Annotated in this window: 26 protein-coding genes; 18 read left to right on the forward strand and 8 right to left on the reverse strand. The window is 48.7% G+C overall.

Annotated elements, in window-relative coordinates; genetic code table 11:
- A partial coding sequence (locus tag CMM32_01630) for a hypothetical protein (protein MBT05607.1) occupies window positions 1-402 on the forward strand: 402 nt, incomplete at its 5' end.
- A 176-nt stretch (window positions 403-578) separates the two neighbouring features.
- Window positions 579-1,373, forward strand: a complete 795-nt coding sequence (locus CMM32_01635) for a short-chain dehydrogenase (GenBank protein ID MBT05608.1) — start codon at window positions 579-581, stop codon at window positions 1,371-1,373.
- Between the two features lie 69 nt (window positions 1,374-1,442).
- Here CMM32_01635 and CMM32_01640 read toward each other — a convergent pair whose 3' ends face one another.
- The 4 genes from CMM32_01640 to CMM32_01655 form a co-directional block, all read right to left on the reverse strand.
- Window positions 1,443-1,718 (reverse strand): molybdopterin synthase sulfur carrier subunit, encoded by a 276-nt coding sequence (locus CMM32_01640; protein ID MBT05609.1) that lies wholly within the window; start codon window positions 1,716-1,718, stop codon window positions 1,443-1,445.
- The gene (locus CMM32_01645) at window positions 1,696-3,981 is read right to left on the reverse strand and encodes an oxidoreductase (protein MBT05610.1); all 2,286 of its coding nucleotides are present in this window, start codon (window positions 3,979-3,981) and stop codon (window positions 1,696-1,698) included. The genes CMM32_01640 and CMM32_01645 overlap by 23 nt, the downstream gene beginning before the upstream one ends.
- A 3-nt stretch (window positions 3,982-3,984) precedes the next feature.
- Window positions 3,985-4,461 (reverse strand): ferredoxin, encoded by a 477-nt coding sequence (locus tag CMM32_01650; protein ID MBT05611.1) that lies wholly within the window; start codon window positions 4,459-4,461, stop codon window positions 3,985-3,987.
- Window positions 4,461-5,321 (reverse strand): oxidoreductase, encoded by an 861-nt coding sequence (locus CMM32_01655; protein ID MBT05612.1) that lies wholly within the window; start codon window positions 5,319-5,321, stop codon window positions 4,461-4,463. The genes CMM32_01650 and CMM32_01655 overlap by 1 nt, the downstream gene beginning before the upstream one ends.
- 21 nt (window positions 5,322-5,342) lie before the next feature.
- On the opposite strand from CMM32_01655, the gene CMM32_01660 reads away from it, so the two are divergent.
- Window positions 5,343-5,681 carry a hypothetical protein gene (locus CMM32_01660; GenBank protein ID MBT05613.1) on the forward strand — a complete coding sequence of 113 codons (339 nt, stop codon included), beginning with the start codon at window positions 5,343-5,345 and terminating at the stop codon, window positions 5,679-5,681.
- Here the strand turns inward: CMM32_01660 and CMM32_01665 are convergent.
- Complete coding sequence (locus tag CMM32_01665; GenBank protein MBT05614.1) at window positions 5,646-6,530, reverse strand: MBL fold metallo-hydrolase; 885 nt, start codon at window positions 6,528-6,530, stop codon at window positions 5,646-5,648. The two genes, CMM32_01660 and CMM32_01665, sit on opposite strands and share 36 nt — an antisense overlap.
- Here CMM32_01665 and CMM32_01670 point away from each other — a divergent pair.
- Window positions 6,513-7,454 (forward strand): beta-ketoacyl-ACP reductase, encoded by a 942-nt coding sequence (locus CMM32_01670; GenBank protein MBT05615.1) that lies wholly within the window; start codon window positions 6,513-6,515, stop codon window positions 7,452-7,454. The two genes, CMM32_01665 and CMM32_01670, sit on opposite strands and share 18 nt — an antisense overlap.
- Before the next feature lie 170 nt (window positions 7,455-7,624).
- On the forward strand, window positions 7,625-8,230 hold the full coding sequence (locus CMM32_01675) for a bifunctional phosphoserine phosphatase/homoserine phosphotransferase ThrH (protein MBT05616.1): 606 nt from the start codon (window positions 7,625-7,627) through the stop codon (window positions 8,228-8,230).
- A gap of 18 nt (window positions 8,231-8,248) precedes the next feature.
- On the opposite strand, the gene CMM32_01680 is transcribed toward CMM32_01675, so the two are convergent.
- Window positions 8,249-8,842 carry a thiol:disulfide interchange protein gene (locus tag CMM32_01680; GenBank protein ID MBT05617.1) on the reverse strand — a complete coding sequence of 198 codons (594 nt, stop codon included), beginning with the start codon at window positions 8,840-8,842 and terminating at the stop codon, window positions 8,249-8,251.
- Between the two features lie 48 nt (window positions 8,843-8,890).
- Between CMM32_01680 and argH the strand changes: the two genes are divergently transcribed.
- From argH to CMM32_01695, 3 genes are all read left to right on the forward strand, one after another.
- Window positions 8,891-10,297: an argininosuccinate lyase gene (gene argH / locus CMM32_01685; protein ID MBT05618.1), complete on the forward strand. Its 1,407-nt coding sequence runs from the start codon at window positions 8,891-8,893 to the stop codon at window positions 10,295-10,297.
- Window positions 10,298-10,433: 136 nt separating this feature from the next.
- Window positions 10,434-11,705 carry a diaminopimelate decarboxylase gene (lysA, locus tag CMM32_01690; protein ID MBT05619.1) on the forward strand — a complete coding sequence of 424 codons (1,272 nt, stop codon included), beginning with the start codon at window positions 10,434-10,436 and terminating at the stop codon, window positions 11,703-11,705.
- 148 nt (window positions 11,706-11,853) lie between these two features.
- The gene (locus CMM32_01695; GenBank protein MBT05620.1) at window positions 11,854-14,850 is read left to right on the forward strand and encodes a hypothetical protein; all 2,997 of its coding nucleotides are present in this window, start codon (window positions 11,854-11,856) and stop codon (window positions 14,848-14,850) included.
- A 49-nt stretch (window positions 14,851-14,899) separates the two neighbouring features.
- Here the strand turns inward: CMM32_01695 and CMM32_01700 are convergent, their stop codons facing one another.
- Window positions 14,900-15,265, reverse strand: a complete 366-nt coding sequence (locus tag CMM32_01700) for a hypothetical protein (GenBank protein MBT05621.1) — start codon at window positions 15,263-15,265, stop codon at window positions 14,900-14,902.
- Between the two features lie 7 nt (window positions 15,266-15,272).
- On the opposite strand from CMM32_01700, the gene CMM32_01705 reads away from it, so the two are divergent.
- The 5 genes from CMM32_01705 (at window position 15,273) to CMM32_01725 (ending at window position 18,641) form a co-directional block, all read left to right on the forward strand.
- A complete protein-coding gene (locus CMM32_01705) occupies window positions 15,273-15,572 on the forward strand; it encodes a hypothetical protein (GenBank protein ID MBT05622.1) in 300 nt (99 codons plus the stop codon).
- A 141-nt stretch (window positions 15,573-15,713) separates the two neighbouring features.
- The gene (locus CMM32_01710) at window positions 15,714-16,442 is read left to right on the forward strand and encodes a cell division ATP-binding protein FtsE (protein MBT05623.1); all 729 of its coding nucleotides are present in this window, start codon (window positions 15,714-15,716) and stop codon (window positions 16,440-16,442) included.
- Window positions 16,439-17,308, forward strand: a complete 870-nt coding sequence (locus tag CMM32_01715) for a hypothetical protein (protein ID MBT05624.1) — start codon at window positions 16,439-16,441, stop codon at window positions 17,306-17,308. Before CMM32_01710 ends, CMM32_01715 begins: the two co-directional genes overlap by 4 nt.
- Window positions 17,309-17,376: 68 nt before the next feature.
- Window positions 17,377-17,910 (forward strand): hypothetical protein, encoded by a 534-nt coding sequence (locus tag CMM32_01720; protein ID MBT05625.1) that lies wholly within the window; start codon window positions 17,377-17,379, stop codon window positions 17,908-17,910.
- A gap of 20 nt (window positions 17,911-17,930) precedes the next feature.
- Window positions 17,931-18,641, forward strand: coding sequence for a 1-acyl-sn-glycerol-3-phosphate acyltransferase (locus CMM32_01725; GenBank protein ID MBT05626.1), 711 nt, complete (start codon window positions 17,931-17,933; stop codon window positions 18,639-18,641).
- 512 nt (window positions 18,642-19,153) lie between these two features.
- On the opposite strand, the gene CMM32_01730 is transcribed toward CMM32_01725, so the two are convergent.
- Window positions 19,154-19,504 carry a hypothetical protein gene (locus CMM32_01730; GenBank protein ID MBT05627.1) on the reverse strand — a complete coding sequence of 117 codons (351 nt, stop codon included), beginning with the start codon at window positions 19,502-19,504 and terminating at the stop codon, window positions 19,154-19,156.
- Window positions 19,505-19,636: 132 nt separating this feature from the next.
- Here CMM32_01730 and CMM32_01735 point away from each other — a divergent pair, with 132 nt between their 5' ends.
- The 5 genes from CMM32_01735 to CMM32_01755 all read left to right on the forward strand — a co-directional run bounded on the left by CMM32_01735 (window position 19,637) and on the right by CMM32_01755 (window position 24,804).
- Window positions 19,637-21,232, forward strand: a complete 1,596-nt coding sequence (locus tag CMM32_01735; protein MBT05628.1) for an ABC transporter substrate-binding protein — start codon at window positions 19,637-19,639, stop codon at window positions 21,230-21,232.
- Window positions 21,233-21,368: 136 nt separating this feature from the next.
- Window positions 21,369-22,328: a peptide ABC transporter permease gene (locus tag CMM32_01740; GenBank protein ID MBT05629.1), complete on the forward strand. Its 960-nt coding sequence runs from the start codon at window positions 21,369-21,371 to the stop codon at window positions 22,326-22,328.
- Between the two features lie 24 nt (window positions 22,329-22,352).
- A complete protein-coding gene (locus CMM32_01745) occupies window positions 22,353-23,240 on the forward strand; it encodes a D-ala-D-ala transporter subunit (protein MBT05630.1) in 888 nt (295 codons plus the stop codon).
- A 3-nt stretch (window positions 23,241-23,243) separates the two neighbouring features.
- Window positions 23,244-24,038 (forward strand): peptide ABC transporter ATP-binding protein, encoded by a 795-nt coding sequence (locus CMM32_01750; GenBank protein MBT05631.1) that lies wholly within the window; start codon window positions 23,244-23,246, stop codon window positions 24,036-24,038.
- Window positions 24,025-24,804, forward strand: a complete 780-nt coding sequence (locus CMM32_01755; protein ID MBT05632.1) for an ABC transporter ATP-binding protein — start codon at window positions 24,025-24,027, stop codon at window positions 24,802-24,804. Before CMM32_01750 ends, CMM32_01755 begins: the two co-directional genes overlap by 14 nt.
- The last annotated feature ends 47 nt before the right edge of the window (window positions 24,805-24,851 follow it).

The raw sequence follows: 24,851 nt of genomic DNA on the forward strand, positions 1-24,851 counted from the left end.
ACCCCGGGATTTGAAGTTCCTCGGGTGAAGAAAATTGTAATTCTTGATCTTACCGAAAAGACTCATGGGAACGCAGCGGGCATCGGCTCCGCCCATGTCATTACCCATCGGCTGTTACGGCGCGTAGATTTTGCTTCAACCTATGCGAATATGGTGACGGCAACGGCTTTGGAAGGCGCACGGGTGCCCATTCCTATGAAAACGGCTGAGGACGCGGTGCGCTTGGCAGTTAAGACTCTGATAGGTGTTGAGCCTGAGGATGCACGGATTGTGCGAATTCGTAATACCCTAAGTCTTGGGGAGATTGAGGTCTCTGAGCCCATCTTGAAGGATTTGCAAGGAGATAGTCGCATGGAAGTTCTCTCTCAACCCGGGAAGATTAGTTTCGAGGACGCTGCGTAGGAGCGAACTATCTGAATGTTTTAGGAGGAAACAGGCCACATCACTAGGTATCTTTGATGTGGCCTGATCCATCTTACTAGCTGAAACTTTCACTATGTGGTCTAGATCGGATGCTTGCTGACTGCGACGCAGATGTCTTGTCCAAGGAAAATTTTCAATAGCGTGCAAGGGGAGGAATGCGACTCATGGACTCAGGCCGAGTTGTAGTGGTTACTGGTGGAGGTAGCGGAATTGGCCGGGCTACGGCGCTGCGGTTCGCCCAAGAGGGCGATTCTGTAGTTGTAGCGGATGTTAATGAGGCGGGAGGTATGGGTGTAGTGGATGAGATATCCCAGAATGGGGGAACATCTTTTTTTGAACACGTAGATGTTTCCAACGATGAATCCATTTCCGAGTTGGTGAGACGGGTGCGTGACCGGTGCGGTGCAGCATCAGTGCTCGTGAATTCTGCCGGAATACTTCAAAACCCAACTAGATTAGTGGATCTGGATATTGAGGAACATGACAGGATTTGGGCTGTCAACTACCGAGGTACCTTCATGTGTTGCCGTAAGTTTGTTCCAGATATGATCGAGTTAGGTGAAGGTGCGATTGTTAATATCTCGTCCACGTCTGCCGTGAGAGTTTTTCCCCTTCTTGCCTACTCTCCGAGTAAGACAGCAATTGATCAATTAACCAAAATACTTTCGGCAGATTTGGGCCCGAATGGTATTCGTGTCAATGCGGTGCTCCCAGGTTATGTTCGAAGCGAGCAAATGCAATTGAGGATTGACCAAGGCTTTCGGGATGAGGGTAAAATGAAAGAGCAAAGCGCCTTACAAAGAATGGTTGAGCCATCGGAAATTGCAGATGGAATATACTTTCTCTGTTCTTCGGCGGCCCAGGCTATTACGGGTAGCATTTTGCCCATAGATGCGGGCTATCTCTCCAGTACTAGCTATCAACTGTATGCTGGCTGGACAAAAAACTGAACGGCGCTTAGGTCATCCAGTCCAGTGGAGGTTACTTGATAAATGGGTCGGGTGGGGATGGGAGCACTTCTAGCCACCCCCAATCCGGGGCAAGAAATAGACCTCACTGTCTGGANCAACAGCTTCTAGGAGAGGGTCATGATAGATTTCCCCGTCCACGGCCACGGCCATTTCTATTTCTATTGCCTTCCCAATACCTGGGTATTGGCTTTCCAACTTTTCAATGACTGAGCGGACAGTCGCTGCATCTATGTCAAATTCGGCTTTCCCGCCGGTATATTGTTTGCTTAGACCGGCGGGAATTACCACTTTAGCCATATTTTTAGTCGGCCTTTCCATTCCCATTCCTGAGTGTTGCTAGCACCTTCGGTGGCGACATGGGGAGTTCCATCATACGAGTGCCGCCTAGTGCCGANGACACGGCATTTGCGACAGCCGCCATGGGAGGAATGATCGGAACCTCGCCTACCCCCCTCACCCCAAATGGATGGTTAGGGTTGGGAACCTCGACCAAGACCGTATCAATCATTGGCAAGTCAGAGGCAACGGGAACCCGGTAGTCAAGAAACCCTGGATTGTCTAATCGTCCATCCTTGTCATAGATATATTCCTCGTTTAGNGCCCAACCTACACCTTGAGCGACACCGCCTTGGAGTTGTCCCTCCACGTAGCTTGGGTGAATTGCGCGGCCCACGTCCTGAACGGCCGTGTAGCGAACAACAGACACTCGCCCCGTTTCTTCATCTACTTCAACATCGCAAATGTGGGTCCCAAAACCTGGTCCTGCACCTTTTACGTTAAGGGAAGCGTGTCCTCCAATCGGACCACCAGTTTTACCTGCCATTCCGGCGAGAGTGCTGAGGGGAAGAGGGTCAAACTTTCCTGCGTTATCCCCGGCTGGTCGGGCTTCACCGTCTACCCATTCGACAGCATCTGGATCAATCTCCCAGATCTTTGCGGCGCGGTTACACAATTCAGCCACAGCTCCTTTAGCGGCCTCTACAACAGCTTTTCCGCTAGCAAACGTGACACGGCTGCCGCCGGTTAGAAAGTTATAGCCGACCGAGCTAGTATCTCCGATAGTCACACGGATTTTCTCATAATCGATCCCTAAAACTTCGGCGGCCATTAGCGCCATAGAGGCCCGGCTACCGCCAATATCTGGGTTGCCCTCCATTACGGAAGCCGTCCCGTCCTCATTAATGTGAACGCTAGCTGTGGAGTCTCCGCCGATATTAAACCAGAATCCAGACGCTACTCCGCGCCCTTGGTTTTTACCTAAGGGGGCAGAATAGTGCGGATGCGATTTAGCGGCTTCCAGGGTGTCCGCAAAGCCGATAGGCCCAAATGTTGGTCCATAGGCAGCTTTAGTACCCTGTCGAGCTGCATTGTGTTCCCGCATCCCAAGAGGATCCATGCCAATTTTAGTAGCAATTTCATCTATTACACACTCTACCCCATACTCAGAGATAGGTGCGCCAGGGGCTCGGTACGCGGCAACTTTAGGCCGATTTGTAACTACATCGTAGCCTACGACGTGAACGTTTTTAATATCGTAAGGTGCAAAAGCACACATGCAACCCGGGCCAATTGGGGAGCCNGCGAAGGCACCAGCCTGATAAGCTAAATCGGCTTGTCCTGCGACTAAGGTGCCATCTTTTTTTGCGCCGACCTTGACCTTCACTATTCCGCCCGATGTTGGGCCACTAGCCCTAAAGACCTCGGTGCGGCTCATCACCATTTTGACAGGCTTTCCGGTCTTGCGCGACAGAAGTGCGGCAGTTGGCTCCAGGTACACAGTTGTCTTTCCACCAAACCCACCTCCAATTTCTGCAGGGTTAACAGAAATTTTGGAGATATCGACGTCTAATGTCCGCGCCGTAAATTGGCGCACCATAAATTGGCCCTGGCTACTGCAGTGAATAAAAATTTTGCCGTCTTCGGATACATCTGCCACACAGGCGTGAGGTTCGATATAGCCTTGATGGACTGGCTTCGTCGCAAAATCTCTTTCGACTATAATGTCCGCTTCCTCAAAGCCCTTCTCGATATCTCCTAAAACAAATTCCATTTTTTTAGCAATATTTGAAGGNTTGTCTGGGGTCGGCGAAACTCCGTCAGTGAACATGTCNTCATGGAGCACTGGCGCGTCAGGCTTCATCGCTTCGGCTACGTCAATCACATGGGGTAGAACCTCATACTCGACTTTAATAAGGGCCAATGCTTTTTCTGCGATGACNGCAGANGTTGCGGCGACNGCCGCTACNGCNTGGCCATCGTANAATGCCTTGTCTCTNGCCATGACNTTTCTTGCTAGGTCACGNAAGTTTACTGGGGTCTCCCCAGAGGCNTCCCATACGACNGGAGGCACAGGTGGAAAGTCNTCGCCTGACACAACGGCCTTCACGCCTGGNAGTTTTTCNGCTGCGCTACTNTCGATCGATATAATCCTGGCATGAGCGTGGGGCGACCGTAGGACCTTTCCTACTAACATGCCGGGCAAGTGGAGGTCCGCCCCAAATTTAGCGCGGCCGGTGACTTTATCCATTCCGTCGGGGCGTACTGGTCGAGTTCCGACCCATTTAAATTCTTGCTTTTCAGTTGTCATTTCTTAAGACCCTCTCATGTCGGCTGCTACATCCATTACCGCTCTTACAATTTTGTCGTAACCCGTGCACCTGCACAAGTTTCCAGCTAACCAGAACCGCACTTCTGTTTCTGTTGGATTGGTATTTTTATCCAGCAGGGCTTTAGCGGCTACCAAAAAACCGGGGGTACAAAACCCGCATTGAAGAGCCGCTTCCTCCAGAAATTTTGTCTGCAACGGGTGAAGGTTGTCGCCCTCAGCCATGCCTTCAATCGTCTCGATTTTCTTGTCCTGTGCTTCTACGCCTAATACTAAACAGGAGCATACGAGTCGGTCATCCACCATAACGCTACACGCACCACAATCGCCTGAAGAACATCCTTCTTTCGTTCCGGTTAGTTGAAACTCATCTCGCAACACGTCCAGTAGAGTTTCCTCCGTATCGCAAAGAAAGTCCTGAGGTTCACCGTTAATTTCCGTAGTTATATGTTGTCTTGCCATTAGTTAGCCTCCGCACGTTCTTTCGCAATTAATGCTGCCCGTTTTGCAAGTACACCGGCCACATCGGTTCTAAACTCCACAGTGCCGCGTTTATCATCAATAGGATTACACGCTGCTCGTGCAGCGATGTCCAGCTTACCCAGAGCATCCTCATCTAGCTTGGTCCCAATCAGCGCATTGGCTCCGTCTTCTAGCACCACTACAGTTGGAGCGACGGCGCCCAGGGAAACTCTAGCGGCTTTGCACGAACCATCTTCTGCTAATGTAAGGCTCACCCCGGCACCAACAACCGCGATGTCCATTTCGGTTCGCGGAATAAATCTCAGGTATGCATCACCAGAGNGCTCTGGCCTTGCCGGGAAGCTGAAATCCACAACGAATTCGTCATTCCCGAGAGAGGTGCTGCCAGGCCCCGTCGTAATTTCTTCTACAGGAACCGTTCGTTCCCCTTTGGCGCCCGCCACNCGGCAAGTNGCTCCTGCNGCAACAAGGGCTGGGACCGTGTCAGCGGCGGGAGANGCGTTGCACAAGTTTCCACCCAGAGAGGCGCGGCCTTGAATTTGTGTGGAGCCAATCAGTTCTGTCGCCTCTACCACGCCGGGCCAAACTTTTGAAACGATGGGGTGTTCTCCAAGTTCCGCACCACTCACGGCAGCGCCTATCTGAATTCCATCACTTCCGGACGTTATTGCCCGCAGTTCTGGAATGTTTTTAACATCGATTATTAGGTCTGGATCCGCAAATCCTCCGCGAATCTGAACTAACAAATCGGTTCCACCCGCCAAAATACGGGCATTGCCATTAGCAGCTACTAATAGAGCTGTGGCTTCCTCAATTGAGTTCGGTGACTTATAATTCATTGCCTATCATGTTCCTGCAAAGTGCTTATAGGTTCTTTGGGCTCATCCCAATATTATTTTCTGACTACTTTTTTAGATGGCAGAGGCTCAGCAGCTATTTCCCTTCTTGGCCTTTTAGGCCGTTTAAGTACTTGGCGTCTAGGTCATCTATGTCGAAATCTACTCTTCGCCAAAGATGCTGCCAAAAAAACGGCCCCCAGAGTAACGGAACACGTGGCTAGAAGGAAGTTGTTATTTTGGATTTTTGAGCAGGAGCTAATCCCCTGTTTTGTTGGAATCCCTGGAATGCCCTATATTTCAGCTCTTACCGCCAAGGTTTCTTTGCTAGTCAGCGTACACGAAACTGTAAGCTTCCTCTGAACGGCTAATATATCCAGTCGAGGGAGATGGAAAATGGGCAGTAAATACTTGTGTCTGAGATTCACAAGCTGATTGGAGGAACGCTTTTCTGGTTGCGCGGGCGAGATCTTTGTTAAAGCATGCTTGTGACACCAAGTCCGGATAGACACATTGTAGCACGCTATGCATCAGGTCCCCGGAAAAAACGGCTTGGGCGCCATTGGATCTTAGCTTAACGATAGTGTGCCCAGGGGTGTGACCCGGGGATGGTGCAAGAGAAATCTCGTCGTTTAAGCTATGGGTGTCATCAACTATTAGGGCTTGCTCAGCTTCTTCGATTGGTAAGATGCTATCTTGGTAACAGCCGTCGTCATATTTTGTTGGGTGTTTAGAGGACTTTGCTTTCCAAAACGCATGCTCAGTTTTCGAAAACAGGTATTTTGCGTTAGGAAAAGTTGGGACCCATCTTCCGTCAATTAATTTGGTGTTCCACCCGACGTGATCAGGGTGCAAATGAGTGCACAATACATAATCGATCGAATCAGGTGATAGCCCAGTTGCTGACAGTTTAGCGAGGTAACCCGTATTACTTTTGAGGTTCCACTCAGGACTATACTTTCTTGTTTTCTGCTCGCCCACACAAGAATCGATTAGGATATTGTGGTGTGTCGTTTGCAAAAGGTAGCTTTGGGTAGTGAATATAAGGTTCCCACTAGCTGGATCAATAAAGCGAGGCTGCAGCCAATTTAGTTGTGATTCGAGCATCTCTTTCGTCAAATCTGGGAAGAACGTTAAGGGAGCCCAATCGGGAGCCTCTGTTTCGATAATTCGGTTAACCTGAATATTTCCAACTTGAATTTGCTTCTTCATGATGACCCGCTTGGTAAGCAAAAAATACGATGGAAGTATGTTACACTGAAAATCATTGTAATTGTAACATCTGCTGGCCTTTTGACCGGCACTGTATTGATGAAGGTTATAATAGGCCCTAGTGGCGTTGACGTTAATGGTGTGGTTGTATTTCTAAGGAGGGTTGAGATGAGCGCAAAGGAATTTGAGGGCAAGGTTGTCCTTGTCACGGGTGGATCTCGCGGGATAGGTAGAGCTATCTGTCATCGTTTGGCCTCAGAGGGCGCCAGAATTTCTGTAAACTACCAAGGCAATCAAAGGGCCGCCGAGGCTACATTGGCTGATGTTGAGGATATGGGCAGTGAGGGCATTGTTATACAGGCGGATGTTGGTAAGCCTGACGAGGTGACGCGTATGGTCCGAGACACAGAGAGTAGACTGGGTCCCATCGATTTTTTGGTAACCAATGCTGGGATAGCGGAGATGGAATCGCCTAATGAGATGCATTTTGAGGCTTTCAAAAGGATGATGGAGGTAAATGTTGATGGCACGTATCTTCCCTTAATGGAGGTTGGTAAGGGGATGAGATCCCGCGGCTTTGGGAGAGTGGTTTGCATTGCTTCTATTGCTGGGCTAAGACCGCGCGCTAGCCAAGCTGCCTACGGGGTCTCCAAGGCGGCGGTGATCGCGCTTGCAAGGAACGTCGCGGAGGGTTGGGCTCCTGCGGTGCGAATAAATTCAATAGCTCCAGGTTTGATAGAGACAGATATGATTCAAGTAATGTCGGCAGAGCAACGGAGTGCTATTGCAGAGGCTACTCCCATGAAACGTTTGGGTCAGCCTGATGAGATCGCAGAGCTTACTGCCTTCCTTTTGTCTGAGAGAGCAAGCTTTATTACTGGTCAATGTTATGTGGCCTCCGGTGGGCGTGTGACCCTCCCCTAAAAAGTTACGGTTAGCTTTGTCATATACCAAACCTATTTCCTGGTCTTGTTGACNGATTTTCTTAGCTTATTAAGGGATGGAGGGCTGGTGTTTTTATCAACAACGTTACATATTACAGATGGCATTCGGTCAGACATTGAGTGGGCCAAATATAACAGGAAGGGTTACTCGTGAAATTGGTTTGTTTAGATTTAGAAGGGGTATTAATCCCTGAGATTTGGTTGGGGTTAGCAGAGAAAACGGGGATAGAGGAATTAAAAGTCACTACCCGCGAGAACCCTGACTATGATGATCTGATGCGACATCGGTTAGCCGTTCTTAGAAAGCATAATCTTGGAATGAATGCTTTGACAGAGGTGGTGGCAGATATGTCCCCATTGGATGGGGCAGTAGGTATGATTAAGCGCCTAAGAAAACAATTTCAGATTGTTATTTTGTCAGACACATTTTACGAGCTTGCTATGCCACTCATGGAGCCTTTAGGTTGGCCTACTTTGCTATGTCATCGATTAACTCTGTCCGAAGATGTAATCACTGGGTATGAGCTAAGGCAGGAAGATCCCAAGTTCCATGCTGTGGATGCGTTTAAGAAGATGAATCTTTCGGTTATCGCGGCTGGCGATTCCTACAATGATATCTCAATGTTACAGCATGCAGATGTTGGCCTTCTTTTTAGACCGCCGGAGGTAGTCGTCGAGAGCCACCCTGACCTTGAGGTAGCTAATGACCATGAAGAACTTGGGGGGCGGATTGAATTTTTCGGACGCCAGTTGTAGTGCTTTGCGGTCGTGTCTCTAGAGACGGTCCGTAATTTCTCGAAAGTACCTTATTACCTCTGGGTTGGCCCATTCCGCAGGCCCTTCTATTCTGGCCACCTCCTGACCTTCGCGATTTATTAGGAGGGTTGTTGGAAGTCCGCGAGCACTTAATGTTTGTCCAGCACCCATTGTTGTGTCAAAGTATATCTTAAGGCTTGTGAGTTGTGTTTTTTTCCAAAACGGCTCAATTTCTGCCAACCCTTCGCGATCTAGACTTAGTGCAATAATGGTGAGAGAGGCTTCAGGCAGGCTTGCCTGTAACTGATCGAGTGCTGGCATTTCAGCTACACAAGGGGCGCACCAGGTGGCCCAGAGATTTAGCAATACGGGTGTTCCCAAAAAGTGGTTCAAACTGATGTCTTCGCTGTCCTTGCCTTTGAATGTGATGGGTGGAACTTTTGTTGGAGATGGGTGCCAATGTAACTTTTGGAGGGCTGTGGGGGGCTGCTCTGATTGGGTAAAATTGCTGGTGGGGCTTGATTGGGTGACCCAAAAAGCAACAATAGCTGCTATAAATATTAATAGGAGCACAAGTAATGTAGTCTGCCGCATTTTAGCCCAGTGAGGCATTAGCGTCGAGGCGTAGATCTAGATATGACACTTATAGAGTAATAAATCATGCCATCTAAACAGTTGGAAGAAAATAAGAAAGTAGGGTTATTGCGGCGCCATTTCAAGGGCGGCACAAAGGATATCATGGATCAAATTAATGCCTCTATATCGTTTGATCAACGCTTGTATGAGCAAGATATAAGGGCTTCTAAAGCCCATTGCGGCATGCTCGTTGCTCAAGGGATATTGTCAGAGGAGGATGGCCACGTTATCGAAGACGGTTTAGAGCAGGTGTTGCGAGAATTCGAGAGCGGAGCGCTGGCAATTGACCCGGTTCTGGAAGACATACATATGCACGTTGAGGCACGATTAACTGAAATCGTGGGAGAAGCTGGAAAAAAACTTCACACGGCACGGTCTAGGAATGATCAGGTGGCCACGGACTTTCGGCTCTGGGTTCGGGACACTCTTGATATAACGGACACAGCATTAAAGGACTTGCAAGGGTCCCTTCTAAAGTTGGCCGAAAGTCACTTGGGTACCATAATGCCGGGTTTTACCCATTCTCAGCCGGCTCAACCTATAGTCTTTGCACACCATTTGCTGGCATATGTTGAGATGTTCGGGCGGGATCGGGGTAGGTTAGCTGATGCAAGGCATCGCATGAACGAGTGTCCGCTTGGCGCCGCAGCCTTGGCTGGCACGTCGTTCCCGATTGAGAGGAACGTCACAGCGAAAGCGCTAGGTTTTGATAGGCCCACCGCAAATTCTGTTGATTCAGTGTCAGACCGTGACTTTGTCGCTGAATCTCTAGCGATGGCAGCTATATCGGCGGCCCATCTATCTCGCTTATCTGAGGAATTAGTGTTGTGGTCTAGTCCTGCGTTTGGGTTTGTGAAGTTTCCCGAAGCGTTTTCTACTGGCTCTTCGATTATGCCACAGAAAAGGAATCCAGATGCAGCGGAACTGGTTCGTGGTAAAAGTGGGCGTATGATGTCGGCCCTATTAACAGTGCTTACTTTAATTAAAGGTCTGCCGTTAGCCTACGCAAAGGATCTGCAAGAAGATAAGGAACCTACCTTCGACTCTCTAGACAGCCTTCTTTTATGTCTGAGGGTTATGACTGGTNTCGTCGATGGGTTGGAAGTTAGTAAGGGCCGCATGCGGGAGCTTGCCAATACAGGCTATTTGACGGCCACCGATTTGGCCGATTGGCTTGTTAGAGTTCTGGGCGTGGCCTTTAGGGATGCCTATAACATAGCGGGTGGAATAGTAAAAATGGCTGAAGCTCGGGATTGTGATCTAAAGGATCTATCTCTTGAAGATCTACAAGGCTTTGATCCACGGATAGACGAAACAGTTTTTGAAGTATTATCTTTGGACAAATCTGTTGCAAGCCGAACCAGCCATGGTGGGACGGCTCCCGGAAAAGTGTCTGAGGCCCTGAGTAGAGCGAAGGTTAAGTACCTGTGAGTTCGATGGGCAGTTTTGGGAAAACTAGGGGTCTTCTCGCTCTATTCCTGATAATGCTATTAGCTGTTGGTTGTGGCAAGAAAGGCCCCCCTATGGTGCCTAACGAAGACGGTGTTGAGCGGTTGGACAATAGCTGATGGGTGATACTAGTTTTCGGTATAGAGATGGAATTTTACACGCGGAGTCCGTGTCCTTGGTGCGGATAGCCGAACAGTGTGGGACGCCGACTTACGTTTACTCGCTCTCGGGGATTAGAAGTGGCTTCAAACGGTTCGCCGATGCCTTTAAGAACCAACAGGCGTTGATAGCATATTCGGTCAAGGCCAATTCTAACCAGGCGGTAATTGCAGCTTTGGCGGGTCTCGGGGCGGGGGCAGATGTTGTCTCCCAGGGTGAGCTTAAGCGTGCATTGCTTGCCGGGATCCCCGGCAACCGGATAGTTTTTTCGGGAGTGGGTAAGAAAGGAGAGGAGCTGGAAGCTGGTTTGCGGGCAGGTGTGCAACAGTTTAATGTAGAGTCCGAGAGCCAGTTGCGATTGCTTTCTGATGTCGCTGGAAGGGTTGGGACTTCTGCGAGGGTTGCGATCCGCGTTAATCCTGATGTAGATGCCGGGACCCATGATAAAATTTCCACGGGTCGTAGAGCAGATAAATTTGGTGTTCCCATTGGCGAGGTCTCTTCGCTCTATAAAATGGCAGAAATTTTACCCGGGCTAGAGGTTGTTGGCGTTGACCTGCATATTGGTTCCCAGTTAACTGAACTAAGCCCATTTAGGGTCGCTTTTTATCGACTGGCTGATCTTTTGAAGGAGTTGAGAGGCTCAGGGCATCAGATAACTCAGGCTGATCTGGGTGGGGGATTAGGGGTTTGTTATGAGGAAGAGAATCCGCCGTCAGTGGTCGCTTACGCAGAACTTATCAGGGAAGTTTTTGGACCCTTCGGCTGCCAAATTATTATAGAACCAGGCAGGGCCGTGGTAGCAGATTCCGGGANACTCCTGTGTCAGGTGATTGAAGTAAAGGGAGACGGGGATCACCGCTTTGTGGTTGTAGATGCGGCCATGAACGATTTGCTGAGACCCGNTCTTTATGAAGCCTGGCACTCTATTGAGCCTGTGGTTGAGAACTTGGAAAGTTCTCGGAGGCAGGTGGTGGACATAGTGGGTCCTGTCTGCGAAAGCGGGGACGTGCTGGGACGGCGAAGAAATTTGCCCCACTTGGCACCGGGAGACTTGCTTGTTATACGCTCCGTCGGAGCGTACGGGTCCGTCATGGCGTCGTCATATAATACTAGACCAATAGCCGCAGAAGTTTTGGTTCATGAAACAAGGAGCTCTGTGATCCGGCCGCGTCAGGATCTAGATGTTTTAATCGGCCACGACCATATTCCTGATTGGATATCTTCATGATAATGAAACATAATTGTAGGTATAGGTAGCACTTCCACGATAAAATAAAATACTAAGGCCCCCAGTCTTTGCTGTGGACGGGAACCTAGCTCGATTGTTGTAAAACACGTGTTCGCTAAGGATCTAAAAAAGGGAGTAATGTTGTCAAATGAGTAGGGCTACGAGCGACCTTTGTTGGCGAGATCTAAATAAATTGGGTGGTTCGTGGGGCCGTGTTCGTCTGTTAGTTTATCTTAGCGGAGCGGGTTTGTTTCTTGAAAAATGTTGGGGCCACCTTTTGGTGCTTTTTTCAACAGTCTTAAGTTTCTTTATGGTATCGCTATTTGGTTTGTGGCAACTAGTTGAGGGATGGTTGCATCTTGTATTGGTAATACCATTTTGTCTTTCGGTAATAATCCCAGCCATAAGCTTGGCGAGGGTAATCAAAATCCCAAATGTGTCGGAAAGCGTGCGGCGCTTGGAGGTGCGAAATAAACTGCCTCATCGACCCATTATGACTTTGTTGGACCNTCCTGCAGGTAGGCCANGATCGTCCCAGCGTACAAATTTGTTGTGGAAGGCGCACCTAAGTCGTAGCACGGGTGCGGTCAAGGGGTTAGAGGCAGTGTGGCCTCCTATGGGTGCCTCGAGCAGGGACCCCTTTGGCCTGGTATTGACGTTGTCTGCGTTTACGATGTTGGCATTTTTAGTTGCGGGGGATGACGCTTCTGCTCGGCTTACTGCGGCGCATAAGGTGGATTTGCCGTATTTCCAAGAGCCCCCGCCNGGGGATCTTGTGGCCTGGATTAGCCCACCCAAGTACACTAATAGAGCCCCCGTCTTTTTGGCTGACAGCGATGGCTTGTTTTCTTCTGCTGAGAATGGGCGGCAAATGGTTATCGCTGAGGGGAGCACATTTGTTGGCCGCGTGTATGGAGGTGGACTCATTCCCACATTAGGCTATCAAGTTGATTCAGAGAAAGACGATACCCCTGCCCTAGTGGATCAGAAATTTGAGGTGGCTGACAAAGATAATTACAGCATAGAGCATGAGTTGCTGGCTTCTGGTAATCTGACCATAAAACAAGGAGCTCACAAGCATGGCGATTGGAACATCTTTGTTGAAATGGATATGATCCCGGTTGTCAGTTTTATCAACCCCCCTGAAGCAACCGCTCGTGCTTCTCTGAAGCTTACTTACAGAGGGGAGGACGACTATGGTGTTGAGGAGATTTTTGCTGAGGTGTCATCAATTGATGGGAGATTCAGCTCGGTAAAGTTAAGTCTAGATATTCCAAGTGGCTCGCTCGCTTTCTTTGAGGAAGTAGGCTTTTATGACATAGCCTCCCATCCCTGGGCAGGCTCCCCAGCCAGCATTGAACTTTTCGGCAAGGATGCTCGGGGAGGAGTGGGGAAAAGTGGGCCCATTGAGTTCCAGCTGCCTGTGCGTGAATTCCGCCACCCGTTAGCTCAATCCATAATTAATTTGCGTAGGCGTTATGCTCAGGGCTTGGCTGATCCTCCTGAAACTAGATCGGAGCTTGAAGAGATAAAANCGCAACTCGCGTCTCTGCAGGATCCAGGTTTTGTGAGGGAGGCGCTGGGGGTAGCCGCTGTGAGGCTTGAATTTGAAGGCGATGAAAACTCGTCGTCTGAGATAATAGATTTGCTTTGGGAAGCGGCTGTTCGGGCGGAGGATGGAGCTCGCGCAGGCCTGGAAAGGGCTCTGCGGGAGGCTGAGGCGGCGCTACGTCGCGCATTAGATCATAACGCACCTAATGAAGAAATATTGGAACTCTCCCAGAACCTGCAGAGTGCTTTGACAGACTTTTTAGAGCATTTGGATGATAGACGGGATGGGGCTTCGGCAAGGTCGTTAGTGGAGATCGAGCGTGAGTTATTCGGTGACCCGGAAGAGGGTGCCGGCACTCCTACTGATCAGGCTATGCGAGACGCCGGAATTCCAGTGGACCCCCCCTCTGGAGACGCGGTCGGGAATCAGCTATTGCAGGATATGGCTCGCTCGGTTGAGGACCTTGCTCTTACGGGTTCAAGAGAGGCTGCTCAGACCATGCTTGATCAATTGCAGGAGACGATAGAGAATTTGGCAGGGCAAAATGCCAGCGGTGAGAGTGCCGACGAACAGGCGGCGGATGCAGANGATATAGCAGCGTTGGAAGATCTCATGGGGAGGCAGGATGCCCTCCTTAACGAGACCTTTAGTCAGATGCGGGATGACCCGAGTGATGTTTCCGAATTAGAATCTGTGGATCCTGCGCGGGATGTTGGGCAAACAGGAGCTGAGCTGTCCTCCGAGGAAGTGGCTGCTGGGCACGAGCCGCCTGGCATGAGAGATGATGAAATTGAGCGGATGGATGACCTGTCTGGGGGTCAACCGGCCCCGACTGCATCTAGACAGAGTAATTCTGTACAGCAGTCGCGGGAGCCTCAAATTCCAGATCAGAATTCGGCTGCGGGGACCCAGACTAGTGGCGAGGGGCAGCAAGGTGATATGGCAGCTAGCATGACTCCGCCTAGTTTGAGCGACCAGGCCGAACAGCAAGTAGGGGAAGAACAGGATGGTCGAACAAGCAGCCAAAATAGCCCTGGCGCGGGCCCGGGTGAGGGTACTAGCGCCGAATCGGGGAATGATCCAATCTCTGGTGAGTTGGCTGGCCAAGCCAGGCCTGAGCAACCCATGGATCGGCAGGATCGAATAAGAGAGGATCTGTCTGATATCCTNCGTGGCGAGGGTCTAGCAGGGGAGAGAGTGCCGACGGAGTTGGCGCGCGCCGAAAAGCATATGCGTGATGCTAGTGAGGCACTTAGAAGAGAAAGACCCGATCGTGCGGTGAGGGCTCAGACAAAGGCCTTGCATCAATTAAGGCAGGGTGTCGCCCTTTTGAAGGGATCCAGGTCAGGGGAGTCTGGGGCCGCCGCGCCCAGCCAAAATAATGGTCAGCAAACAGCGGAATCAGGACGTGATCCGTTTGGCAGAGAGAACCAGGATATTCTGGGGAGTCCCAGAGGATTTGTTGATGTTCCCCAGATGTCTGAGGTGCANCAGAGTAGAGTTATACTTGATGAATTATATCGTCGGGCGGGTGACGCTGGACGGTCTCAAAAGGAGAGAGAGTACATTGAACGGCTATTGCACTGGTACTAGATAAAGAATATGGGGCAGTCTTGTCTCTATAATCTATAAAGTGCTGGTGTTATTTAACGCGTATCCAAACTGACACAGCCTTTCCAGGGGGATCGTCAGCGGAAGTTTCAAACTTAACTTGTTGTCCTGGATCAATTACCTTCGTGGGGAGTTCATAGTCCCAAAGAAGTACCGGCAGATCATTCTCGTCTAGTAGAGTGATTATTAAGCCCGTAGGCTCTGCCATTTTGTTGGAGGGGTTTAAGAGTTCTCCTTTTACCGACAGTTGAGTAATATTTCTATTAGTTTCCCAACCTAGTTCCAAATTTTGAATTTCTAAAACGGCGACATTTCCTAATTCAGGAAGAGATGGGGAGAGCTTCAGCGATGTTTGAACTATAGAGCCTTCAAGGAAATAACCTCCCGTGAGCAACAAAGCAAGAGTGAGAAGGCCGGCAAGCGCCCCTGCTACTCTTTTAGACTTATTTGACCAGGTTCCTGTCGCGTTGGGCTTCGGGGTTGACCGTTCATGCTGGCTTGCCGGGGATTTGAGATCTTTGGCTCTTGAGTTATGGATTAAAGGCGGAAGNGGCCCAATAATGAAAAGAGTTGCGCATTTTATGCATTTAGCCTGCCTTTTGGTTGTCCTGGAAAAGGCTGATCGCTTAAATAAAAACCGGGTGCAACATGATGGACAACTTACGATCATGGAAATTAGTTACTCAACTTTATATAATTGTTAGCATATGGGGTAAACCATGATGGTAGCATAGGCAAGTGGACCTATTCTTATAGAGCGGCAAGCTCGGAGTGGATTGGGCAAGGTATGATGGANCTCTAGTTTGGCTGTGCCGGCGCGGATTAGGGGTGTGTTCGATTAATGGATTAGGATCAAAGTGAGCGTAGTCAATTTTAGAAATGTTGGTTTAACTCTGGAAAACGGAATNAAGCTTTTNCATGATTTGAATTTTGTCCTTGAAAAGGGATCCTTAAATTTTGTTACAGGAGCCAGCGGTTGTGGCAAGACTACCTTATTGCAACTTATGGGAGGCGATTGCGAATTTTGGACTGGAAGGATTAAGGTTTTCGGTTCTGAATTACTATCTGGGATAGGCGAAGGGAGAAATGAAACTCGCCCCCGTATTGGAATAGTGTTTCAAGAGCTTAGGTTGTTGCGGCACCTTACAGCCAGAGAAAATTTGGCTTTGCCTCTGCTCATAGGCGGGGCCCAGGGAAAAGAACTAGAAGAACCCATCTCAGAACTTCTAGAATGGCTGGGTCCCGGGATCACCGGGGCTAAAGCAGTAGACTCATTATCTGCAGGGGAAAGGCGATTGCTAGCAATAGCCCGTGCGCTTGTTTGCCGCCCTGATTTGGTGCTGGCTGATGAGCCAACAGCATCACTGGACGCTAGACAAAAAGCTTCAGTGTTGCAGTTTTTTGCAGAACTCTGTGCTCTGGGAACAGCCGTGGTTATTGCGACAACTGATGACTGGCTTATTTCCCAGTATGCGTGTTCTTCCCAATTATTCATAGAGAATGGGCGATTGCAGCAGATTGAGGGAGCTGGGCTGTCTTCTAGTGCAATTCATACTGAAGTTGCGGTAAAGTGAACATTGGTCAAGGTCTGTTGCTTGGAGACTCAAAAAGAGAATATTTGCTTTGTTGGGCATTCGCTTTTGGGGTGTATCTTTCGCTTCTCGGCGCTGTTGCAACCACCCTTTTGGCCGGCACTCATGCGACAGTAAATGAGTTGAACTCTGCACCCGTGATTGCTCAACTTCCTCGTGAATCGGCGCCAGAAGATATTGAGAAATTTATAACGTCGTTAGATTATATCGTTGGGGTTGCGGAGGTAAGTATCTTATCGGAAAGAGAGCTTCACGATTTGGTGGAGCCGTGGCTCTCGGAAGAAGTGTTGAGCGAGCTCGCTTTCTTTCCTATCTTGGTAGAAATAACCACAGATGGTAGGAGTGAGTTGGATGGGCAGGAACTACAGGCGGCCATAAAAGAGGTCCAGGGCCGTGTCCTTATGAACTTACAGGTTGGCCAACAAGTGCAAAGTTTTTGGGCAGTTATAATTCGTGGGCTCGTGTGTTCTGCGATGTTGGCGTTACTTTTGAGTGCCGTGGTTTTGTTAGTTGCCCAAATGTATATATTTTTGAATCGTGAGCTAGTTAACATACTTCGGCTCCTGGGTGCTACTAATTCTATTTTGATCCAGGAGTTTAGATTTAATATGCTTAGGCCAGCGATAATTGGAGGCTGTATAGGGTCAATAGGGATGCTAGGTACGATATTGTTTATCCTACTGGTTTCCTCTGATCTTGGGATTAATGAGTTAATGCTGTCTAGTTCTAATTTTTTCCTATTATTCCTCGTTATAATGGGCTTTGCTGGTGGGCCACTTCTAACTTGGATATTGACGCCGACAATTATCGGTCGTGAATTAACACTTCTGAAAAAGCCGCGCTGGTGAGCGTGGTAGTGCAATGTCTCACTTCCTTAAGGTGCTTGGTTTGTTGGAGCTTTTCTTTGGTGGTGGTGATGTGGATTGTGGGCTTTTTGGTTTTTGTAAGTGATGTCCCAAGGGAGGTGCAAAGCCGCGCATCAGTAACCGATGCGGTAGTCGTGTTGACAGGCGGCAGCATGCGCCTAGAAATCGGATTTGATTTACTCAAGGATGGTCGGGCATCTGCTATGTTTGTAAGTGGGGTGAATAAGGGCCTTACAGCGAGAGATTTATTCAAGCTGGAAACTTCCCGGGAAGAAGCGTTGCTGGGGTCTGTTGAAGTGGGATATGGAGCCCAGAATACGTTAGAGAATGCTGTGGAGACTGCGGGCTGGATGAGGCGGCGGGGTTTCCAAAGCTTTTACCTGGTAACCGCGAGTTACCATATGCCCCGAAGTTTGGGCGAGTTTGATCGCCAGATGACAGATACGGAAATTATTCCTTATCCGGTTTTCCCTGAGAATGTTCATCTTAATGATTGGTGGCGTTGGCCGGGTACTACCGGGTTGCTCATGGGGGAGTATGCTAAATTTCTGGCTTCAACTTTAAGACACTTGTTCAAATTATAGGATTTGAGGGACTGCTTGCTTTGGTTCGAAGCTCTATTTTTAATGTCGGCTTTTTTGTGGGGACTTTTGTTCTCATGGTTGTGTGGTCTCCTGCGTTATTGATTGGGCCTGTGGCGCTCCGGTGGTGCGGCAGAGCATGGGCCATTTTGCTTAGAAAATGGCTCTGGATTTCCTTGGGGGTATCGATTGAGGTGAGGGGAGAGGTGCCTTCGGGGGCTTGTGTAATTGCTGCTAAGCACCAATCTGCGTGGGAGACTATAGGACTCTTAGGTATATTATCGGATCCTTGCTTTGTCTTAAAAAGAGAGCTTTCTTATATCCCAATATTTGGCTGGTATATTGCCAGGAACCGGCAAATTTCCGTTAATCGTGGCGCCGGCATGGTTGCGCTCAAAGTGCTGTTAAGGCAGGCTCAAAAGGCCATGGCTGAAGAGCGGCAAGTAGTGGTCTTTCCGCAAGGGACAAGAGTGGAGGTTGACGCTAGTAAACCATACCAGGCAGGAATTGCAGCTTTGTATGGCCAATTGAATGTCCCTGTTCACCCAGTTGCTCTCAATTCGGGGCTCGTGTGGGGTCGGAATAAGTTTATTAAGCACAAAGGAAAAATTGTTGTGCACTTTCTTCCAGCTGTTCGCCAAGGGTTATCGAAGAAGGAGTTTCTTGCTGAATTGTCAGATCAAATAGATTCGGAAACAGCTAGACTCGTAACTGAAGGTCGTCAGAACCTTTAGGTGGCTTTGCCATTAACTTAAGTGATTGAGTAGTCGCCCGATGAATTGCTCACATACTTGAATCTGAGACAATTCTATGTATTTGTTGGGTTTATGAGCTTGAAGAATGGTTCCTGGCATACAGATTAAAGTCGGCAAGTTTTGTCCTTGGAACAACCCTCCTTCAGTGGCAAATGCAATTGAATCCGGTTCGAAATTGTAGCCAGTGAGCTAACAGAAGAGATCCTCTAGGCCGGTGTCAGATTTGGGGGGCAAGCCCAGGGAGTTTTCCAAAAACTGTGGTTTGCAAGGTGGCGGCTTTAGACACTGCTTTCATTTGAGGCGTCACTTCGGCAGTATAAATTGCGCTAGGGGCATCAGAACCAAGGTTATAATATCATCGCTGGGGAGCGCACGTGCCTCCGAATCAAAAGTACAAGCTTTTATCAAGCCGATATGGAGGGTGCTGTAGGGTGGNTACACCGAAATAGCNAACTTGTTCATCGTAAGAAAGAGCTAAATGGATGGGCCGTTTAAGTTTGGCGTGCACAAAGTCTGGGGAGATGGGCAAGGAAAATTGTGGAGAACCTTTTCATGTCAGTTGTTCCCTGGCCATAGGCTCTGTCATCGGTTCTGGTTGCGATGAATGGGTTGGTGTCCCAATATTGGCCGTCAACTGACACCATATCCGTGTTGGCTGAGAGCATTATCCCCCCAGCTACTTTTGGTCGAGTTGTTACCAGAAGATTAGCCTTGGTGCCGCTATTATCATTGATAATATGGCTCTCAACGCCATGTTGGGGTAAGTAATCAGATACAAAATTCATTAGATTAAGGTTCGAATTTCNACTCGTTGTGTCAAAATACGCCAATTTATCGATCATTTCGTAGGGTGTGTAGATCGGCACACCTATAGCTCTAATCTAAATGCATTTAGTTGGAATTGTNGACCTAAATGATACTATAGCTGATACCTCTAAATGGGACACCAAGGTTAATGTTTTGGAAGTAATGCGTTGAATAAGTTTGAGTTCCCTAAAATTAGGATGTCGTTTCTAGTTTGCACTATGTTTGTAAGTGTTTTGGGGTGTAATTGTATGGCATCCACCCCAAAGAATGTAATTGTGATGGCAAAAGCGCTAGATGATCTAATAACTTTAGATCCCGCTGAAGCATTCGAGTTTTCCAGCACTGAGATCCTGGCCAATGTATACGACAGACTATTCATTGCGAACCCGGAGACGCCTTCTGAGCCGAAAAAGGGCTTGGTCGAAGAGTGGTGGCGCAGTGATGATGGGCTTGAGTATAAATTCTTCATCCGGAAAGGCGCGGTGTTTGATGGGGGTCGGCCTCTCACTTCTCGTGACGTGGTGTTCTCGCTGCGACGTGCAGTTTTCTTGAATAAAACTCCGGCCTTTATCCTTAACCAGTTAGGTCTCCACCGTGGAAATGTGGAGCAAAAAATCAAAGTATTGGATGAGCAGTCACTCGTTCTAGGCGTAGATCGACCTTATTCCCCATCAGTGGTTTTAAACATTTTGAGTGCTATTGTGACCTCTGTAGTAGATGAGTCCTCTCTATCCGAGCATTTCAAGGATGGAGACTGGGGAGCTAATTGGCTTCGGTCTAATACTGCTGGATCTGGGGAATTTCGCGTGAGCAAATGGGGCGTCGGAGAGCACCTAGTGCTAGACAGAAAGGATACCAGTCGTTCACGGATAACACGTATTATTATTCGTGATATTAGGGAGCCTGCGACCCAGCGTCTAATGTTGAGCCGGGGCGACGTAGATATTGCAAGAAACTTAACTCCTGATCATATTGTTGCTCTGGCGAAAAAGACGGATACAGTTACTTGGTCGACCGACCAGGCTAGAATATTTTACCTGGCCTTAAACCAGAGTAACCCTCTGTTGGCCGACCCCTCAATTCGTGGGGCGCTGAGGCTAGCAATAGATTACCAAGGCATAGCCAGTCATTTGCTTCCTGGCAGGGCAAGGGTGCATCAAGCATTTCTTCCGTTGGGTTTTATGGGTTCTCTGACGGAAACGCCCTTTTCACTGAATCTTGAGACTGCAAGAAGTTTACTCGACCGAGCCGGCTTTGGTGAGGATCTCACCTTTTCTGTTGATGTTAGATCTGATCCCATTGCCTTACAGATTGCCCAAGCACTTCAGATGAACCTAGGGAAAATTGGGATAAAACTCGAGATTCGCCCTTCTGATGGCAAGCAAGTGCTAACAAAGTATCGGGCACGGCGTCATGATATTTATATGGGGTATTGGGGCCCTGACTACCTTGATCCACATTCCAACGCTGCTGCATTTGCAAGCAACCCCGATAATACGGACGACGCCGAACAAAAAACACTCGCGTGGAGAAACCATTGGACAATGCCTGAGCTTACCAAAGATACGGATGATGCCCTTTTGATTCATGACCAAAGAATGCGGGAGGAGGCTTATAGAGATATACAACGTCAAGTCCAAGCGGATTCTCCTTTCATTATTGTGTTCCAGGAGAAGGCGCTAACTGCAACAACCGATCGGGTAAAGGGATTTAAGCTAGGGCTAACTTCGGACCAGACTTTGTATGCAGATATTGTAAAATAGGGCCCTGCTTAAATGATTCAGGATAATCATGCAGACTGTTCGGTAGCGAGCTAGGCTAATTTGGTTTGGGGGGCGCGTGGACATTTCTTACAGTTTATATCGATTAGGTCGGATATGCTTGCTGGCAAGTGTAACTATGATCGGACTACTTCTTATCACGTTTGTGATAGGCCGGGTTATGCCCATAGATCCAGTCTTGGCTATCGTGGGAGATCATGCAAGCGAAGAGACTTATCTTGCTGCTCGGTCTAGAATGGGTCTAGACCAGCCGTTATACACTCAACTGGGCTTGTACTTTGGGCAAGTTTTGCGCGGAGACCTTGGGGTTAGTAGCTTCACTCAGAATCCGGTTTCCGAGGATTTGCTTAATTATTTTCCAGCAACATTTGAGTTAGCGACTTTAGCAACCTTGCTAGGAGTGCTCTTCGGCGTACCAATGGGAGTATTGGCAGCTGTGCAAAGAAATAGGTTTGTTGANCACGTGGTCCGGCTTGTTTCTCTTTTGGGTTACTCAATGCCAACATTTTGGCTGGGGATGATTGGCCTCATGATTCTTTATGCCCAATTGGGTTGGGTCGGAGGACCTGGTCGACTTGACATCTTTTATCACGGGCTGGTGCCATCAGTGACAGGAATGATTCTGGTTGATTCACTTATTGCTGGAGACGTACAGGTTTTTTTTAATGCTTGCAGCCATATTGTCCTTCCGGCATCAATACTTGGATATTTTTCAACTGCCTATATTACTAGAATGACTAGAGCCTTTATGGTCGAGCAGCTTGGCCAGGATTATATCCTCGCTGGCCGCTCCCGAGGAATAAGTGAGAGGCAGCTGATTTGGAAGCATGCACTGGGCAACGCATTGGTCCCCCTTATCACTGTTATTGCCCTCAGTTATGGAAGTTTGTTGGAAGGTTCCGTGTTGACGGAGACGATCTTTGCTTGGCCCGGTCTGGGGCTATACCTGACTAACGCACTGCTCAGTGCAGATATGAACGCCGTGTTGGGTGCTACTATGGTTATCGGTGCGATATTTCTGTTCTTAAATCTTCTAACGGACGTGCTGTACTCAAAGATAGATCCTCGTGTTAGTTAATTGTTGTCAAAAGTTTCGGAGCACATGGAAATAGAAAGCACCCCTCACAAACATTTGACGGGAATGGCAATGAGAGCCAGGAGATATTTTGAGAGGAAGTTCCCAGTTACCAGGCTTAATTTTTTGGGAATCTTAGGAATAGGTACTATCCTATTTTTGTTGGCTGCAGCCTGCATCGGCCCTGTTCTTGCACCCTTTGATCCATATGTTCAGGATCTTTCGGTGAGGCTTTCCCCGCCAGGAGCAGTATATTATTTAGGGACCGATGAACTTGGGAGAGATATTTTATCTCGGTTGCTCTATGGTGCCCGCGTTACTCTGCTTATCGTCGTTCTAGTCGTGGTTATTAGTGGGCCAATTGGAATACTGCTGGGATGCTCCTCCGGATACGTTGGTGGGTGGGCAGACGTGTTTTTGATGCGACTGACGGACGCTTTTCTTGCCTTTCCGCGNTTGGTTCTTGCCTTAGCGCTTGCGGCCGCCCTTGGCCCGGGGCTGGAGAACGCCATTTTAGCTATCGCGCTGACTTCATGGCCTGTCTATGCACGGGTCGCCCGGGCGGAAGCACTTTTAGTTAGAGATAGTGACTACGTAAGCATGGTGAAGTTGCAAGGGGCTTCAAGTTGGAGAATCATCTTTATTCATGTTCTGCCAATGTGTTTGCCCTCAGCCTGCGTGCGTATTACTTTGGACATGGCAGGGATAATTTTGACCGCGGCTGGCCTTGGGTTTTTGGGGCTTGGCGCGAATCCCCCTTCTTCTGAATGGGGTGCTATGATTGCCAGCGGGCATCCTTATATATTTGATCAATGGTGGCTCGTTACTATGCCCGGTCTGGCAATTTTGGCAGTGAGCTTGGGATTCAATTTGGTTGGTGATGCGCTCCGGGATATGTTTGACCCAAGGATCTGAGTTATGCTGATAATTAAGGATTTGAGTGTGCGGTACAGGACGGACTTGGGCATGGTAAATGGCTTAAAAGGGTTAAGCCTGACGTGTGGTAGAGAGAAGCTAGGGGTCGTTGGTGTTTCTGGCTCAGGAAAATCGAGCTTAGGCAGGGCCATAATGCGGCTACTTCCTGATACTGCAGCGATCACGGCAAAGGAAATGTCTTTTGGTGGTCGTGATCTACTAAAATGCGACCAAAAGTCCGCAGCTTCTTGGCGAGGGCGGGAGGTTGCTATGATTTTCCAGGATCCTCATCTTGCCTTGAATCCCATAATGAAAATTGGCTCCCAGATAACAGAGACATATAAACGGCACATAGGTCATGAAACGCTTGCTGCCCGCAGATATGGTCTCAAATTACTAGAGGCGGTTCACATAACCGATCCATCCTTAATGTGGAACAGTTATCCCCGCGAGCTTTCAGGAGGGATGGCACAACGNGCCATGATAGCCCTAATGTTAGCATGTAACCCCCAATTTCTTATTGCGGACGAGCCCACATCGGCCCTAGATGTATTGGCGCGACAGGCAGTTTTAGAAATACTGGATGAGCTAGTTGAATCAAGGGGGATGGGGCTTCTACTTATTAGTCATGATCTTGGCGTGGTAAAAAATTTTTGTGATAGGGTGGTGGTTATCAAGGATGGCAAGGATATTGAAACCCTTCCAGCAAGTAAATTGGACGACTCATTATGTCCGTACACTAGGTCTTTGTTGGCCGCACAACCGCGCTTATTGAACCGAGTGGATGGAGCTGTTTGACGTGATCGTTGTGGAAAATCTCAGCGTTGGTTATGGAAGAAGACGCTACCATAAAGCTGTGGTTCAGGAGGTTTCATTTCGTATTGGGTCTGGGATGAGCCTTGGTCTAGTGGGTCAAAGTGGTAGTGGCAAAACTTCCATACTTCATGCGATAGCAGGTTTGAACCAGAATTGGACAGGGACCATAAAAGTTGACGGGGAAACGCCTAATAAGAATTCTAACAAGATCTTTCGCCGGAAAGTACAGCTAATGTTCCAGGACTCCTCCGCGTCGCTGCATCCCAAGCACCTAATTANTACTATTCTCGAAGAGCCACTAAAAATAAATCGGATTCCTGAGGTGTCCACACGAATTATGCATGTGCTTAATCAAGTGGGGCTCGACAGTTGGGTGTTGTCTCGTTATCCCCACCAGCTTTCGGGAGGGCAGCGGCAGCGGGTTGCCNTGGCACGGGCCTTGGTTGTTAAGCCAACAACTCTGCTTCTGGATGAGCCTACGTCGGGACTTGATATGTTGGCCCAAAAGGAGGTTATTGGGTTGCTCAATAAGTTGAGGGAAACGGAGCAACTAACATTCCTAGTGGTTAGCCATGACATTGCGGTTATCAATGAGTTATGTGAGTGGTGTGTAGTAGTGCAAGAGGGGCAACTGGTTGATATGCAAAGAACTGTAAACTTTGTTATGGAAGGGCCAACCCTTAGCCCCTATACAAGAAGACTATTAGATGCATCTACCAATTACTTTAAGAAGGAAAAGTGTAGTTAGTTAATTTCAGTTGGAAAACTAAGTAGCTTTCTGAGGCTGCGCCACGA

This window comes from Rhodospirillaceae bacterium (genome assembly GCA_002728255.1).
In the GTDB taxonomy this organism is placed as follows: Bacteria; Pseudomonadota; Alphaproteobacteria; order UBA7887; family UBA7887.

Bases quoted from the DNA above. Each gene is read 5' to 3' on its own strand.
- CMM32_01680 (MBT05617.1), bottom strand. From the start codon at position 8,842: ATGCCTCACTGGGCTAAAATGCGGCAGACTACATTACTTGTGCTCCTA.
- CMM32_01635 (MBT05608.1), top strand. From the start codon at position 579: ATGCGACTCATGGACTCAGGCCGAGTTGTAGTGGTTACTGGTGGAGGT.
- CMM32_01665 (MBT05614.1), bottom strand. From the start codon at position 6,530: ATGAAGAAGCAAATTCAAGTTGGAAATATTCAGGTTAACCGAATTATC.
- CMM32_01720 (MBT05625.1), top strand. From the start codon at position 17,377: ATGTGGATTGTGGGCTTTTTGGTTTTTGTAAGTGATGTCCCAAGGGAG.
- CMM32_01650 (MBT05611.1), bottom strand. From the start codon at position 4,461: ATGGCAAGACAACATATAACTACGGAAATTAACGGTGAACCTCAGGAC.